We start from the raw sequence: 13,885 nt of genomic DNA, 5'->3' as shown, positions 1-13,885 counted from the left end.
GCGCTCAGGCCTCTTCGGCGTGGATGAAGCGCACTGCCGCGCGCAAGGCGTCCGGGTCGGTCGACCGCATCTGGTAGGCGTAATGTCCCATGGCCTTGCTGAATACCTCTTCGATCGCCTGATGGTGCACGATCTTGTCGCCGTGGGCCGCTAGCACGGCATCATGGTCATGGGAATAGCGGATGTGGCGCTTGCGGCTGGCGTAGGCCGTGAAATATTTGCCCTCGTAGGGGCCGCCGTTGGCATCCTTGACCACCATGTTGGCCCATTCGGCATAGATGTCGACGTCGTAGGTGTAGTTGATGGCGTCCGTCATCCAGGCGCCAGGCGGCCGCATGTTCACCTCCAGCGCGATGATGCGGTTTTTCTTCGTCTGGAACAATTCGATGTGGAAGAAGCGCTCGCGCACATCGAAGGCCTTCAGGATCTTTCGCCCGGCTTCCTCTATCGCTGGCTCCACGGTTGGCCGGCACACGTAGCTCATGTGATGGTCGCGGTTGACCACATCCATGACGCTCTGATCGTAGCGATGACTGGCGGCGAAGATCACTTCGCCGTCACGGTTGACCAGCCCGTCATAGGTGACCACCAGCCCGTCGACGAACTGCTCCATGACGAAGGTGACGCCTGGCTCGCGCTCGGTGAGATAGGTGTCGAGTTCCTTGCGGTTGGAGATCTTGTAGGTGTTGCTGGCGCCGGAGCCGGTATCCGGTTTGACGACGACGGGAAAGCCGACGCGGCGGATGAAAGTCAGGGCGCCGGCGCGGTCGGAACATTTCCGCTGCGGGATGGTCTCGACGCCGCTCTTACGGAAGAAGGCCCGCATGCGCGATTTGCGCTTCAGATTCTTCACAAAATCGAGCTTGGTGCCATAGATGTTGAAGTCGGTACGGATGTTGGCCTCAAGCTCCAGCCAATGCTCGTTGAGCGATTCGAAGCGGTCGATGCGGCCCCATTTGTGGATGAAATGTCCGATAGCGCGGTAGACCGGCTCGTATTCCTCCATGTCGGCCACCCGGTAGTATTCCGACAGCGCCTCTTTCAGCTTGGGGTCGAGCGCGTCATAGGGCGCGTCGCCGATGCCCAGCACTGTGGCGCCGGCCTTTTTCAGCCTGTCGCAGAAATCAGCGCCATAGGCGGGAAAATGCGGGGAGAAGAACACGAAATTCATCACTGGCGCCCCTCGGAGCCTGTTTGGCCGGCTCAGAGTTTGGCTGATTTGGGGAGAACAGGGAAGGGGAGCGGCCCGAGGCGGCGCTTCATCGCCTCGATGGGTCTATCGTCCTGCTGCCGGATAGCAATGAGGGGAACCTTGCTGCGGTGTTGCCGTTGTCTCTCTGAAGCTTTTATCATCGAGGACAAAAAAATGTTCGAGCTGCTGAATGGAATGCTCGGTCATCGGTCCGGACATGACTGGGAACGTTCCGCCACCGGAGAATTGGTGCGCGTGACCGAGAACAAGCGCCTGATCGTCTACAGGCACCGTTTCGACGGCGATTACCGGTACTGCATCCAGGACAATCGCTACGACTTTGGCGATTCATTCTATTCGGAGCGCGGCTTCGTCAGCGAAACGGCAGCGATGGATGCATGCGAGCGGGCGTTTTACGGTACGCGGGCATACAGTTTCGCCTGATTTCTCGCGCCCAAAGCCGCACAGGAGGAACGCCGGATGAGCGATCCGATGCAACCCAAGCCGGTGCCGCCGAAGCCGCAGCCCTTTCCGCGACCGGCACCGCAGCCCGTGCCTGACCAGCAGCCGCCGGCTCCGCCCGGCCCCAATCCGAATCCTCAGCCGATTATCTGAACTCGAGCTTCGTCATCTAGCGCCGCTATTCGGCATCCGGCTGGTTGGCGGGTGCGGCTTTCCGGAAAGCCGGCAATTCCATGCAAGCGACGTTGATGCGGGCAATCACAGGATAAGGCCTCATATCCACGTGGAAGCGCTGGTTGTTGGCGACTTGCGCGACCAGGCAGATATCGGCAATGCCGGGATTATCGCCATGGCAGAACGTGCCTGTTTGCGGGCTCGACGCCAGAATTTTTTCAAGCGGTTCGAAAGTTTCGTTGACCCAATGGCGGAACCAGTTGGCGATGTCGTCGTCACCGGCGCCGTAAAGCGCGCGCAGCGAGGTGAGCACCCTCAGATTGTTCACCGGGTGGATGTCGCAGGCGATCATCTGCGACAACATGCGCACGCGGGCGCGGCCGAGCGGATCGGCTGGCAGCAGCGGCGGCTCCGGCACCGTTTCGTCGAGAAATTCCATGATCGCCAGCGATTGCAGGAGCAGCGTGCCGTCCGTCCAGACCAGCGCCGGCACCAGCCCTTGCGGATTGACGGCAAGATAGGCCGGCTCGCGGTGCTCGCCATGGCGCAGGTGGTGGGCGACGTATTTGTAGTCCAGTCCCTTCATCTCCAGCGCGATGCGGACGCGGTAGGAGGTCGAGGAACGGAAATAGTTGTGGAGCGCGATTTCGGTCATTTGGCCTTTCCAGAGTTTGCCGCCGGGCGGGCAGAGCTACTGCATATTTCCTTAAATCGGAATCGATTTGAGGCCGGCTGAGACTTGTCAGCCTTGCGGGTCGTCGCCGATCCAATAACGCGGGCCGGTGCCCTTTGCGGCGGCGCGGTCTTGCGGGTTGGAGAGTTTGCAGCGGTCCAGCGACAGGCAGCCGCAGCCGATGCATTCGCTGAGACCGGCTTTCAGCCGCAGCAGTTCGGCTATGCGTTCGTCTATCCGCGAGGACCAGGTGGCCGATAGTTTTTCCCAGTCGCGGCCGGTCGGGGCCCGGTCAGGCGGCAGTTTGGCGAGTTCGACGCCGATCTCGTCGAGCGAGAGGCCGACCCTCTGTGCAAAGACGATGAAGGCGACGCGTCGGAGGGCCGCGCGCGGGAAGCGGCGATGGCCGGATCCGGCGCGCTCGGAGGTGATCAGTCCGCGTTCCTCATAGAAACGCAGGGCGGATGCGGCGATGCCGCTGCGGCGGGCCACGTCGCCGATGGTGAGCATGGTTGTCATGCCGGCGAGAAAATCAGAATTCGCACTTGACTTCAAGTTCGCTTGAACTTGTAGACAGGGAATCGCAACCGGACGCACCGGCTGGTCCCCTTCAACGCTCCCAAAGCAAGGACTGGCGCGGCACGGTCCGCAAGCCTCGCGGCGGCGAAACTCTCGATGCCGCTGCGAGGCTGTTGCCTTGCTTCAGCCCATCTCAGCCGCCGGGCGGCACCAACCGGAAATCCGGCAGTTCGCGCAACGCCAGTTCCGGACCAGCCGGCGAATAGACGACAAAAAGCTGCATCGGCCCGTCGCCGGTGTTGGTCGTCGAGTGGAACCGGCTTTCCGGCACGTAGATTGTGCAGCCCGGTCCGACCTTTTCGACCACCGGGTTGCCGTTCTCGTCCTCGACCATCTGCTCACCATTGCCGGAGATCACGAAGATGATTTCTTCCGCACCCGGATGGTTATGACGAGTATGGCCCTGGCCCGTGCCCAGATCGACGACGCCGCCGGAAAAGCGATGCGCGCCGTTTACCTCCGGCGCCACCGTCAGCGCCAGCTTGCCCCAGTCGAAAGCGAAGGTGTTAACCTCCCTGGGATAGACGAAATTGCGTTCCCTGCTCATCTTTCCTCCTCTTCGCAGTCGTCGATTGCCAATCTGGCCGTTTTCAGTTCCGGTTGGCCGCCGGCATCAGGGTCAGGCTCTTGAAATGCGCTGTCTGGTCGCGGATCGCCGCTTCGGCTGGCAGCCGCTCCATGCTCGACGCGCCGTAGAAACCATGCAGGCCTGAGCTGCGGGCAAGAATGTATTCCGCGTCGCCGGGCATCGAGATCGGCCCGCCGTGGCAAAGCAGGATCACGTCCTTGCGCACCGAACGCGCGGCGTCGGCGATGGCGTCGATCTCCTTCACGCAATCGTCCAGCGATTTGGCTGAGGTGGCGCCAATGGAGCCGCCGGTGGTGACGCCCATATGGGCGACTATGATATCGGCGCCGGCCTTGGTCATGGCGCGGGCCTCGTCAGGATTGAAAACGTAGGGCGTGGTCAGAAGGTCGAGCCTGTTGGCTTCGGCGATCATGTCGACCTCCAGTCCGTATCCCATGCCCGTTTCTTCGAAGCTTTGCCGCATATGGCCGTCGAACAGGCCGATGGTGGGGAAATTCTGCACGCCGGAAAAGCCGATATCCTTCAGTTCGGCCAGGAAATGCGGCATCAGGATAAACGGATCGGTGCCGTTGACCCCGGCCAGCACCGGCGTTTTCTTCACCACGGGCAGCACCTCCACCGCCATCTCGCGGACGATCTCGTTGGCGTTGCCATAGGCGAGCAGCCCGGCCGCCGAGCCGCGCCCGGCCATGCGGTAGCGGCCGGAATTGTAGATGATGATCAGGTCGATGCCGCCGGCTTCCTCGGCCTTGGCGGAAAGGCCGGTGCCGGCGCCGCCGCCGATTATCGGCACGCCCTGGGAAATCATGGCGTGGAATTTTTCCAAAATGTCCTTGCGCGGAATTGCAGGCATTTTCCGTCCTTTACCTTGCGATCTCATGGAACGCCGCGACCGCTGCCTTGGCGAATTGCGGGTCGTTGATGTGGAGCGGCAGCCGCTCGATGCGGCGGTTGGGCGCCGGCTCGAGCGTCGTTTCGATTGCTGCAAACAGTGCGGCGTCGGCTTCCGGGTCGAAGAAGGCGCTGCCCTCGATATCGAGCGCGGAAACGCCCTTTTCCGGGATGAGGAAACGCAGCGGTCCCTGGCAGGCATTCAGCCGGTTGCCGATCCATTCGCCGATGGCGCGGCATTCCACGGTGGTCGTGCGCATCAGCGTGACATTCGGATTGTGCCGGTAGAACAGACGCTCCCTGTACTTTTCCGGAATCGTTTCGGGCGCCCAGAAATTGACCATGTCGAGCGCGCCGACCGAGCCGACATAGGGAATTTTCGTGCGCGCAATGGCGCCGAAACGGTCCTCCGTGGCAGGCAGCACACCGCCGAAGAGCAGGTCGCAGACTTCTGTCGTGGTGATGTCGATGATGCCGGAGATGAGACGGCTGTCGGCGAGCTTTTCCATCGAGCGCCCGCCGGTGCCAGTGGCGTGGAACACCAGGCAGTCGTAGTCGGCGCGCAATTCGTCGGCGATGGCCGTCACACAGGGCGTGGTGACGCCGAACATGGTAAGCCCGAGCGCCGGCTTGCCGGCAGCCGCCGGGGCAGGGGTTCCGGCCATGCCGGCGATTGCCTGGGCCGCATTGTGAAGGACGACACGGGAGAGCCGGTTGAGGCCGGCCATGTCCGTCACCGACGGCATCATGACGATGTCGGAAACATCGACATACGGAGCCACATCGCCCGACGCCAGCGTCGACACCATGATTTTCGGCACACCCAGCGGCAGTCGCCGCATGCCGGCTGTGATGATCGAGGTGCCGCCGCCGCCGCCGATGCCGATGATGCCGGCAATATCGTCGCGGCTTTCGATGAAACCGGCAAATGCCTCGCCCATTGCAGTGACGGCGGCGCCGCGATCGTTGGTGACGAGCACCGCCGACGTCCCCTGCGGACGGTACGCGGCGACTTCCCTCGCGGCGATATCGACCGGCACGACGGCGCCGCGCGTGCCGACATCGACGCGTACGACGGCCGCGCCCGTGGCGGCGATCGTGTCGGCCAGGAAAGCCAGTTCCTCGCCCTTGGTGTCGGCGGTGCCGGCCACATAGATCCGTTTCATGGCGTCCTCCCGCCGTATCTTTCTGCCCCGCCGGAGATCAGCGGCGACCCAGCCGAAAATTGATGCTGAAGGGCATTGCAGTTTTTTGAGACGAGCGTATCATATTGATATGGCCGTCTCAAATCAAGAGCAAACACCAGTCGAAGCCGAAGAGCGCGGCGCGCGGGCACGCACCGCGCGGCTGATGCTTGATACGGCAGTGCAGCTCATGCAGGGCGGCATCGTGCCGTCGGTCAGCGACGTGGCGGAGGCCGCCGGAGTGTCGCGCGCCACGGCCTACCGCTATTTCCCTAGCCAGGCGGCGCTCGTTCAGGCGGTGGTCGACGAGGCGCTCGGGCCCATCCTCGACTGGAAGTCCGCTTCGGTGGAGGCGACGGAGCGCGTCGGTGACCTTCTCAGCAGTTCGCTGCCGCGTATCGACGCTTTCGAGGCGACTTTCCGCGCCGCTTTGAAGCTGTCGCTCGACCAATGGGCGCAGCGCCAGGCAGGCACGCAGGGCAGTGAGCCGCAGTTTACCCGAGGCCACCGCATCGATTTGCTGCGCGACGCCGTGGCCCCACTGCGCGGAAGGATCCCGGAGGCCGGGCTCGACCGCCTCGGCAAGGCGCTGTCGCTGCTTTTCGGCATCGAAGCGCTGATCGTGATCAAGGATATCTGGGGCGGTAGCGCCGAGGAGGCGCGAGAGGTCGTGCTGTGGGCGGCCAACGCCCTGATGGCGGCGGCGGAGGCGGAGGCGGACAAAAGCTGATGCGATCTGCTGCCGGCAAACTGGTAGGACCAAAACATGGCAGTCGGATGGGCTTCGTAGGGTCGAAAAGGGTCTTGCAAACGATTACAGAAGAGTCAATTCTGTGGTTGGGTTCATTGGTGGCGGATTGCGGCGGGAACGCGGCCAAGTTTGTCCTTGACCGGAATTGCAGATTGGTACTACCAGATTGAAACGCGCTGAATTGCGGCGAGGACCGGCGGCAAAGCCGCCCGGTTCATGAAAAATCGCCCCGGAATGCAGGGAGGAGACCGGCACCCGGGACGATCGGAAGACCTGCGCAAGCAGGGTCATCAAGGCGGAAAGCTTGGTCCGCGCGATGAACGGGAATGACGCGCAAACAGGGAGGAACTGATAATGCGCAAGAAACTTACCGGCATCCTCGCCGGCATTGGCCTGTCGCTTGCCTATTCGACGTCGGCTTTCGCGCAGGAACTCACCATCTTCTGGGCGGAATGGGATCCGGCCAACTATCTGCAGGAACTCGTCAACCAGTACGAGGCCGAGACCGGCGTCAAGGTTACCGTCGAGACGACGCCATGGTCAGATTTCCAGACCAAGGCCTTCACCGAATTCAACGCCAAGGGCAGCGCCTACGACATGGTCGTCGGCGATTCCCAATGGCTTGGCGCGGCCTCTGAAGCCGGCCACTATGTCGACCTCACCCAGTTCGTGAAGGACAACAAGGTACTCGATACGATGGCTCCGGCCACCGTGAAGTTCTATTCTGAATACCCTGGCAACAGCGGCAAATACTGGTCGATACCGACCGAGGGCGACGCCGTCGGCTGGTCCTACCGCAAGGACTGGTTTGAGGACCCCAAGGAGATGGAGGCGTTCAAGGCCAAATATGGCTATGACCTCGCTCCGCCAAAGACCTGGAAGGAACTCACCGACATCGCCGAGTTCTTCCACCGCCCCGACCAGAAGCGCTACGGCATCGCGGTCTACACCCAGAACCAGTATGACGGCATGGCGATGGGGGTCGAGAACGCGCTGTTCTCTTACGGCGCGGAACTCGGCGATTTCTCGACATACCAGGTCGAGGGTATCGTGAATTCCGACAAGGCGGTTGCGGCGCTGGAAAACTACCGCAAGCTGGTCGAGTTCACCCCGCCCGGCTGGACCAACGCCTTCTTCGTCGAAAATAACCAGGCGATCACCGAAAACCTGGCGGCGATGAGCATGAACTACTTCGCCTTCTTCCCGGCGCTGGTCAATGAAGCGTCCAATCCCAACGCCAAGAGCACCGGCTTCTTCGCCAACCCGGCAGGTCCCGGCGGCGACCAGTTCGCCGCGCTCGGCGGCCAGGGCATCTCGATCGTCTCCTATTCGCAGAACCAGGAGGAGGCCTTCAAGTTCCTGCAGTGGTTCATCAAGGACGAGACGCAGAAGAAGTGGGCCGAGCTCGGCGGCTACACCTGCAACAAGGCGGTGCTTGAATCGGCCGAATTCCAGAATGCCACCCCCTACAACAAGGCCTTCTACGAGACGATGTTCAAGGTGAAGGATTTCTGGGCGGTACCGGAGTACGCCGAGTTGCTGACGCAGCTCAACCAGCGGGTCTATCCGTACATCGTCAACGGCGAGGGAACGGCCAAGGAAACGCTTGATGCGTTGGCTGCGGACTGGACGGGCACTTTCAAGAAGTACGGCCGGCTGAAATAGCAGGGCCTGCCCATGGAGGGGGCGTGAATGCCCCCTCCTTTTGTTTTCGGAGACAAGGAACGACGTTTTGGCGACCGCGGCGCTCACCACCCTCGACCCACGATCGCGCGCCGCAGCGCGAGGATGGAGCGACATCACCATCCGAAATCTTTTCATCATCCCGACGATCCTGTTCCTGATCGTCTTCAACATCTTTCCGCTGATCTATTCGCTCGGTTACTCCTTCACCGACTTCCGCGCCTCGACCAACGCCGCTGCGAACTTCGTCGGGCTGCAGAACTACCGCGAGCTGCTCAACGACCCCTATATCTGGAACAACTTCGCGGTCACGGCGAAGTACGTGATCGTGTCGGTCGTTGGGCAGGTCGTGGTCGGTTTCGGCACGGCGATGCTGCTGAACCGCGACATCCCGTTCAAGGGGCTGCTCACCACGCTGCTGCTCCTGCCGATGATGCTGTCCATGGCCGTCGTCGGCCTGTTCTGGAAGCTGCTCTACGATCCGTCGTTCGGCATCATCAACTATGTGCTGGGCCTGGGCAATTTCGAGTGGGTCGGCAACGCCGACATGGCACTCTACGCCGTGGCGCTGACAGATATCTGGATGTGGTCGCCTTTCGTGATGCTGCTGTCGCTCGCCGGCCTGTCGGCGGTGCCGAAGCACCTTTACGAAGCCGCCGCGATCGACCGCGCCGGATCGTTCTACACTTTCTTCCGCATCACACTGCCGCTGGTCGCGCCGATCCTGATGATCGCGATCATCTTCCGCACCATGGAGGCGTTCAAGACGTTTGACCTGGCCTACGTGCTGTCGACGCAACCCACCACCGAGGTCATCTCGATCCGGCTCTACAAGATGGCGTTCCAGGAATGGCAGACCGGCCGGTCCTGCGCGCTGGCCTACATCGTGCTGATCATGGTGTTGGCCATCACCAACATCTACGTCAAATACCTGAACAAGGTGAAGGAGCGCTAGGATGGCAGCCGTCACCACCACCACCGAGCGTTCGCTCAACAAGCTCGCCATCGTCGCCGTGCTGATCGTCACAGTGATCTTCCTGGCGCCGATCTACTGGATCGCCTCGACGGCGTTCAAGCCGCGCAACCTGGCCACCACGGTGCCGCCGACCGTGGTGTTCACGCCCGAAATTTCGCCCTTCGTCAAACTCTTCACCAAGCGCTCGCAACTGCGCACCGCACCGACGCCCGAGGAATATGCAGCCGCGCCGTGGTGGGAACGCCTGGTGTTCGACGGCGGCGAAAAGGTGGTGCGCTCGGGCAGGGGCGAGGTGCAGTGGTCGGGTTACCCTAACCGCTTCATGAACTCGCTGATCGTGGCGATCAGCTCGACCATCCTCGCCGTCGGCATGGGCACCTTCACCGCCTACGGCTTTTCGCGCTTCAAGGTGAAGGGGGAGCAGGACCTGCTCTTCTTCATCCTGTCGACACGCATGCTGCCGCCCGTGGTGGTGGCGATCCCGATGTTCCTGATGTACCGCGCCGTCGGCCTCAACGACACGCATTGGGGCCTGATCATCCTCTACACCGCCTTCAACCTGTCGTTCTCGGTGTGGCTGATGAAGGGGTTCATGGACGAGATTCCCAAGGAATACGAGGAGGCGGCGCTGGTCGACGGCTACACGCGCATCCAGGCCTTCTTCAAGGTGGTGCTGCCGGAGGCCGCAACCGGCATCGCTGCGACGGCGGTGTTCTGCTTCATTACCGCGTGGAACGAATACGCCTTCGCGCTGATCATGACCAACCGCCGCGCCCAGACCGCGCCGCCGTTCATCCCGAGCCAGGTCGGTTCGGGCCTGCCGGACTGGACGGTCATCGCCGCAGGCACCTTCCTGTTCCTGCTGCCGGTCGCCATCTTCACATTCCTGCTGCGTAACCACCTGCTGCGCGGCATGTCGTTCGGAGCGATCCGCAAATGATCCGCCACGCCACCGTCCAGCGCACGGCCGAAATCGTCATGGTGCTCGGCATCATCGCGCTCTGCCAGCCGTGGAATTTCTTCCTGCACCGCTATGGGCTGACGATCATCATTGCCGGCCTTTTGACGTTCATGATCACTGGCTGGGTGGGACCGCGGCCAAACCAGAAGGCGACCGGCGCAACCGAAAGAGACGGTCACTCATGACCCAGATCGAGCTTCGGGGCGTCCAGAAATTCTTCGGCGCCGTCCAGGTCATCAAGGACCTCAATCTCAAAATAGATGACAACGAGTTCATCGTCCTGCTCGGTCAGTCGGGCTGCGGCAAGACGACGACCCTGCGCGCCATCGCCGGGCTGGAGACGATCGACGAAGGCGACATCCTGATTGACGGCCAGCCGGTGCAGCACCTGAAGGCGGCCGACCGCGACATCGCCATGGTGTTCCAGTCGTTCTCGCTCTATCCGCACATGACGGTCTACGAGAACATCGCCTTTCCGCTGCGGGCCATGCGCAAGAGCAGGGCGGAAATCGACGCCGAAGTGCGTTCGGTCGCCAAGGTGCTGCAGATCACCGACCTCGTCGACAAGAAGCCGTCGGCGCTGTCGGGTGGCGACATGCAGCGTGTGGCGATCGGCCGTGCGCTGGTACGCCGGCCGAAGGCGATGCTGATGGACGAGCCGATCGGAGCGCTCGACGCCAAGCTGCGCGAAGAGATGCGCGCCGAGATCAAGCGGCTGCATGTCAAGCAGGGCTCGACCACCATCTACGTCACCCACGACCAGATCGAGGCGATGAGCCTCGCCGACCGCATCGTCATCATGCACGAAGGCGTGTTGCAGCAGGTGGGAAGCCCCTCGGAGGTCTACACCCACCCGGCCAACCTCTTCGTCGCGCAATTCGTCGGTTCGCCGGTGATGAACGTCGCCAGCGCGTCGGTCGCCATGAATGGCTCCGGCGCCAAGGTCACCGTCGACGGAGCCGCCGACGGCTTCCGCTTTCCGGGTGCGCTGGTCGGCCAGCTCGACGCCGCGAACGCCGCGCGGGGACGGCTGGCGCTCGGCATCCGGCCTGAAGGCGTACTGGTTTCGCGCGAGGCCGCCGACGGCTACCTGCCGGTGGAGGCGCATATCATAGAGCCGCTCGGCTCCTACGATATCGTCGACCTCAAGGTCGGCCAGCAGATGCTTCGCGCGCGCACACGTTCCGGTTTCGTCGGCAAGGCCGGCGACCGCGTCTTTGCCCGGCTCGACCCGGCACAGGCGCATTTCTTCGACACGGAAAGCGGCAATTCGCTGGGGGTTCGACTTTAACAATGGCCCATATCCAGCTGAAAAACATCACCAAGAAATTCGGCGCCCATACAGCGCTGAGGAATCTCGACCTCGACATCGCCGACGGCGAGTTTTTTGTCCTTCTGGGCGAAACGGGTGCGGGCAAGACGACGACGCTGCGCCTTATCGCGGGGCTGGAAAAACCGGACGAGGGACAGATCTTCATCGACGGCGCCGATGTCGCCGACTGGAGTGCGGCCGAGCGCGATGTGGCGCTGGTGCTGCAGCAATATTCGCTCTACCCGCGCTATACAGTGCGCGAGAATCTCGAATTCCCGCTGAAGCCAAAAATCCGCCGCATCGAACCGGCCGAGATCAAGACGCGCGTCGACCGGGTGGCGAAAACCTTGCGCATCGAGCATCTGCTCGACCGCAAGACCGACCGGCTCTCGGGCGGCGAGATGCAGCGCGTCTCGATCGGCCGTGCGATCGTGCGCAAGCCGCGTGTGTTCCTGATGGACGAGCCGCTGTCGGCGCTCGACGCCAAGCTGCGGGAGGCGCTGAGAACCGAGCTCAAAAACATCCAGATGACGCTCGGCCAGACCTTCCTGTTCGTCACCCACGACCAGATCGAGGCCATGTCAATGGGCGACAAGGTGGGAGTGCTGAACCACGGCCGGCTGGTGCAGACGGGTACGCCGCAGGAGATATACAACAACCCGCGCGACACCTTCGTCGCGAGTTTCGTCGGCTCGCCGCCGATGAACCTGCTCGACGGCAAGCTGGTCTCCGGCCGCGCCGTGATGAACCCGATTAACTTCGAGCTGCCCTATGCGGCGGCGGCCAGGAACACCGATGGCCGCGCGCTGACCTTCGGCATACGGCCGGAGGACGTCTTTCTGCAGGCCGGCGCGCCGGTCGAGGCACGCGTCCACGACGTGGAAAACCACGGCGTCGAGAAAATACTGACCTTGCGCGTCGGCGATGCCACGCTGCGCGCCACCGTGCCGGCGCAGACTTCCGTCGCCATCGAGGATGCCGTGCGCTTCGCCTGGAACGAGAACAAGGTGGTGCTGTTCGACAAGAGCACCGGCGTGAGCCTCAGGCACAGCGCCTGAGGCCAGCGGCGTCGGACCGCCGGTCGCGGCGACGCTGTACCATCACGAGGGTCGGTCGGTTGGCCGAGGTCAACGAGTTGTTCCGAAGCCTGTTTTTGCGTTGAACCTGGCGTGGAATATCGTCCGGTCGGGCGCGCGCCGGAGTTCGGCGGCGACTTTCGGATCGCGAAGCGTGCGGGCGTCGTGCATTTCGGTACAAAGTCGGGGCGCAACATTGGCGACGACGGAAAATCGTATGCCATGGGCCGGAGCGCAATCGAGGAATAACCCCCTTAAGATCTTGTTTGTAGTGCCCTTCTGGCGCCGAACTGTGGTGTCCAACAATCGCCGGGCTTACCCTGCTCCCCCGCCTCCAATCCGTCCACGGTTGCAGATGTTGGTGCCAAGGAGAACAAGATGCTTAAAGCGTATTTCAACGATGACAACAGGTTGCTCGAAAGGCCGTTGACGGCTGGCGCGCATCCAATCTGGATCGACCTGCTCAACCCAACCAAACAGGAAGAGGCGGTCACTGAGGACCTCTTCCACATTGCCATTCCGACCCGCGAGGAGATGCAGGAAATAGAGATTTCATCGCGTCTATATACGGAAAATGGCTGCTTCTACATGACCGCCACGCTTCCGGAAAACGCTGACGGCGACCACCCAATCATGATGCCGGTGACCTTTGTCCTGGCGCACGACCGGTTAGTGACCGTACGCTACCACGAACCAAGTGCGTTCAAGAATTTTCCGGAACGAGCCGAACAAGCAGACCTCGATTGCAAGAACGCCGAGTCCATCCTAGCCGGTTTGCTTGAAAACATCGTGGATCGCCTTGCGGACGTCCTTGAACGCGCCGGTCATGAAATCGTGGATATCGGCAAGGATATCTTCCACCCCTCTGAAAAGCGTGTGCGACGGCGAGAGCGGGGCTTTCAAATTATTCTACGGCGCATCGGCCGCAAGGAATCGCTGATTTCCAACATCCAAGAAAGTCTGCAGACCATGCACAGGGTAAGTCTGTTTCTTGAGCAAGCTGCTCGTGCGGAAGGGGAAGACGAGGTCCGCCGCCGAGTAAAGACGCTCGGCCAAGATATTCAGTCGCTTGGGGATCACGCCACTGCACTGTCGCAGAAGATCATCTTTATGCTTGACGCAACGCTTGGCATGATCGGCATCGAGCAAAGCAACATCATCAAGATCGTTTCGGTAGCTGCGGTCATCTTCCTTCCGCCGACACTGATTGCCTCGAACTATGGGATGAATTTCGAGCATATGCCGGAATTGAAGTGGTTCTTCGGCTATCCATTCGCGGTTGGTCTAATGATCATGTCGGCCGTATTGCCAGCATGGATTTTCCGGCGGATGGGATGGATCTAAGGTTGAAAGAACGACGCTATGGTGAAGACAGCCGAAAA

At 61.8% G+C, this 13,885-nt stretch carries 15 protein-coding genes; 9 read left to right on the top strand and 6 right to left on the bottom strand.

Annotated elements, in window-relative coordinates; all coding sequences use genetic code 11:
• Positions 1 to 4: 4 nt before the first annotated feature.
• On the bottom strand, positions 5 to 1,171 hold the full coding sequence (locus tag F3H98_RS00650) for an ATP-grasp domain-containing protein (RefSeq protein WP_149757248.1): 1,167 nt from the start codon (positions 1,169 to 1,171) through the stop codon (positions 5 to 7).
• A 195-nt stretch (positions 1,172 to 1,366) separates the two neighbouring features.
• Here F3H98_RS00650 and F3H98_RS00645 point away from each other — a divergent pair, with 195 nt between their 5' ends.
• Positions 1,367 to 1,636, top strand: a complete 270-nt coding sequence (locus F3H98_RS00645; RefSeq protein WP_149757246.1) for a hypothetical protein — start codon at positions 1,367 to 1,369, stop codon at positions 1,634 to 1,636.
• A gap of 196 nt (positions 1,637 to 1,832) precedes the next feature.
• On the opposite strand, the gene maiA is transcribed toward F3H98_RS00645, so the two are convergent.
• From maiA to F3H98_RS00620, 5 genes are all read right to left on the bottom strand, one after another.
• Complete coding sequence (gene maiA / locus F3H98_RS00640; RefSeq protein ID WP_149757244.1) at positions 1,833 to 2,483, bottom strand: maleylacetoacetate isomerase; 651 nt, start codon at positions 2,481 to 2,483, stop codon at positions 1,833 to 1,835.
• Between the two features lie 87 nt (positions 2,484 to 2,570).
• Positions 2,571 to 3,020, bottom strand: a complete 450-nt coding sequence (gene soxR / locus F3H98_RS00635) for a redox-sensitive transcriptional activator SoxR (protein WP_149757242.1) — start codon at positions 3,018 to 3,020, stop codon at positions 2,571 to 2,573.
• Positions 3,021 to 3,213: 193 nt separating this feature from the next.
• On the bottom strand, positions 3,214 to 3,627 hold the full coding sequence (locus F3H98_RS00630; RefSeq protein WP_149757240.1) for a cupin domain-containing protein: 414 nt from the start codon (positions 3,625 to 3,627) through the stop codon (positions 3,214 to 3,216).
• Between the two features lie 43 nt (positions 3,628 to 3,670).
• Complete coding sequence (locus F3H98_RS00625; RefSeq protein WP_149757239.1) at positions 3,671 to 4,522, bottom strand: phosphoenolpyruvate hydrolase family protein; 852 nt, start codon at positions 4,520 to 4,522, stop codon at positions 3,671 to 3,673.
• Positions 4,523 to 4,532: 10 nt separating this feature from the next.
• The gene (locus F3H98_RS00620; protein WP_149757237.1) at positions 4,533 to 5,726 is read right to left on the bottom strand and encodes a Tm-1-like ATP-binding domain-containing protein; all 1,194 of its coding nucleotides are present in this window, start codon (positions 5,724 to 5,726) and stop codon (positions 4,533 to 4,535) included.
• Between the two features lie 109 nt (positions 5,727 to 5,835).
• On the opposite strand from F3H98_RS00620, the gene F3H98_RS00615 reads away from it, so the two are divergent.
• From F3H98_RS00615 to F3H98_RS00580, 8 genes are all read left to right on the top strand, one after another.
• Positions 5,836 to 6,474, top strand: coding sequence for a TetR/AcrR family transcriptional regulator (locus F3H98_RS00615; RefSeq protein WP_188130291.1), 639 nt, complete (start codon positions 5,836 to 5,838; stop codon positions 6,472 to 6,474).
• A gap of 375 nt (positions 6,475 to 6,849) precedes the next feature.
• A complete protein-coding gene (locus tag F3H98_RS00610; RefSeq protein ID WP_149757235.1) occupies positions 6,850 to 8,160 on the top strand; it encodes an ABC transporter substrate-binding protein in 1,311 nt (436 codons plus the stop codon).
• A 67-nt stretch (positions 8,161 to 8,227) separates the two neighbouring features.
• Positions 8,228 to 9,133, top strand: a complete 906-nt coding sequence (locus F3H98_RS00605) for a carbohydrate ABC transporter permease (protein ID WP_149757233.1) — start codon at positions 8,228 to 8,230, stop codon at positions 9,131 to 9,133.
• A 1-nt stretch (position 9,134) separates the two neighbouring features.
• Complete coding sequence (locus F3H98_RS00600; protein ID WP_149757231.1) at positions 9,135 to 10,094, top strand: carbohydrate ABC transporter permease; 960 nt, start codon at positions 9,135 to 9,137, stop codon at positions 10,092 to 10,094.
• Positions 10,091 to 10,300, top strand: a complete 210-nt coding sequence (locus tag F3H98_RS00595; RefSeq protein WP_149757229.1) for a hypothetical protein — start codon at positions 10,091 to 10,093, stop codon at positions 10,298 to 10,300. The genes F3H98_RS00600 and F3H98_RS00595 overlap by 4 nt, the downstream gene beginning before the upstream one ends.
• The gene (locus tag F3H98_RS00590; RefSeq protein WP_149757227.1) at positions 10,297 to 11,406 is read left to right on the top strand and encodes an ABC transporter ATP-binding protein; all 1,110 of its coding nucleotides are present in this window, start codon (positions 10,297 to 10,299) and stop codon (positions 11,404 to 11,406) included. Before F3H98_RS00595 ends, F3H98_RS00590 begins: the two co-directional genes overlap by 4 nt.
• A gap of 2 nt (positions 11,407 to 11,408) precedes the next feature.
• Complete coding sequence (locus F3H98_RS00585; RefSeq protein WP_149757225.1) at positions 11,409 to 12,485, top strand: ABC transporter ATP-binding protein; 1,077 nt, start codon at positions 11,409 to 11,411, stop codon at positions 12,483 to 12,485.
• 396 nt (positions 12,486 to 12,881) lie between these two features.
• Positions 12,882 to 13,847, top strand: coding sequence for a magnesium transporter CorA family protein (locus tag F3H98_RS00580; protein WP_149757223.1), 966 nt, complete (start codon positions 12,882 to 12,884; stop codon positions 13,845 to 13,847).
• The last annotated feature ends 38 nt before the right edge of the window (positions 13,848 to 13,885 follow it).

This window comes from Neomesorhizobium albiziae (assembly GCF_900114255.1).
Lineage (GTDB): Bacteria > Pseudomonadota > Alphaproteobacteria > Rhizobiales > Rhizobiaceae > Neomesorhizobium > Neomesorhizobium albiziae.
The sequence above is the reverse complement of the archived record's forward strand: the minus strand, read 5'-3'. Positions and strand labels throughout refer to the sequence as shown.

Coding starts and splice junctions, on each gene's coding strand:
- F3H98_RS00650 (WP_149757248.1), bottom strand. CDS start 1,171: ATGAATTTCGTGTTCTTCTCCCCGCATTTTCCCGCCTATGGCGCTGAT.
- F3H98_RS00645 (WP_149757246.1), top strand. CDS start 1,367: ATGTTCGAGCTGCTGAATGGAATGCTCGGTCATCGGTCCGGACATGAC.
- maiA (WP_149757244.1), bottom strand. CDS start 2,483: ATGACCGAAATCGCGCTCCACAACTATTTCCGTTCCTCGACCTCCTAC.
- soxR (WP_149757242.1), bottom strand. CDS start 3,020: ATGACAACCATGCTCACCATCGGCGACGTGGCCCGCCGCAGCGGCATC.
- F3H98_RS00630 (WP_149757240.1), bottom strand. CDS start 3,627: ATGAGCAGGGAACGCAATTTCGTCTATCCCAGGGAGGTTAACACCTTC.
- F3H98_RS00625 (WP_149757239.1), bottom strand. CDS start 4,522: ATGCCTGCAATTCCGCGCAAGGACATTTTGGAAAAATTCCACGCCATG.
- F3H98_RS00620 (WP_149757237.1), bottom strand. CDS start 5,726: ATGAAACGGATCTATGTGGCCGGCACCGCCGACACCAAGGGCGAGGAA.
- F3H98_RS00615 (WP_188130291.1), top strand. CDS start 5,836: ATGGCCGTCTCAAATCAAGAGCAAACACCAGTCGAAGCCGAAGAGCGC.
- F3H98_RS00610 (WP_149757235.1), top strand. CDS start 6,850: ATGCGCAAGAAACTTACCGGCATCCTCGCCGGCATTGGCCTGTCGCTT.
- F3H98_RS00600 (WP_149757231.1), top strand. CDS start 9,135: ATGGCAGCCGTCACCACCACCACCGAGCGTTCGCTCAACAAGCTCGCC.
- F3H98_RS00595 (WP_149757229.1), top strand. CDS start 10,091: ATGATCCGCCACGCCACCGTCCAGCGCACGGCCGAAATCGTCATGGTG.
- F3H98_RS00590 (WP_149757227.1), top strand. CDS start 10,297: ATGACCCAGATCGAGCTTCGGGGCGTCCAGAAATTCTTCGGCGCCGTC.
- F3H98_RS00585 (WP_149757225.1), top strand. CDS start 11,409: ATGGCCCATATCCAGCTGAAAAACATCACCAAGAAATTCGGCGCCCAT.
- F3H98_RS00580 (WP_149757223.1), top strand. CDS start 12,882: ATGCTTAAAGCGTATTTCAACGATGACAACAGGTTGCTCGAAAGGCCG.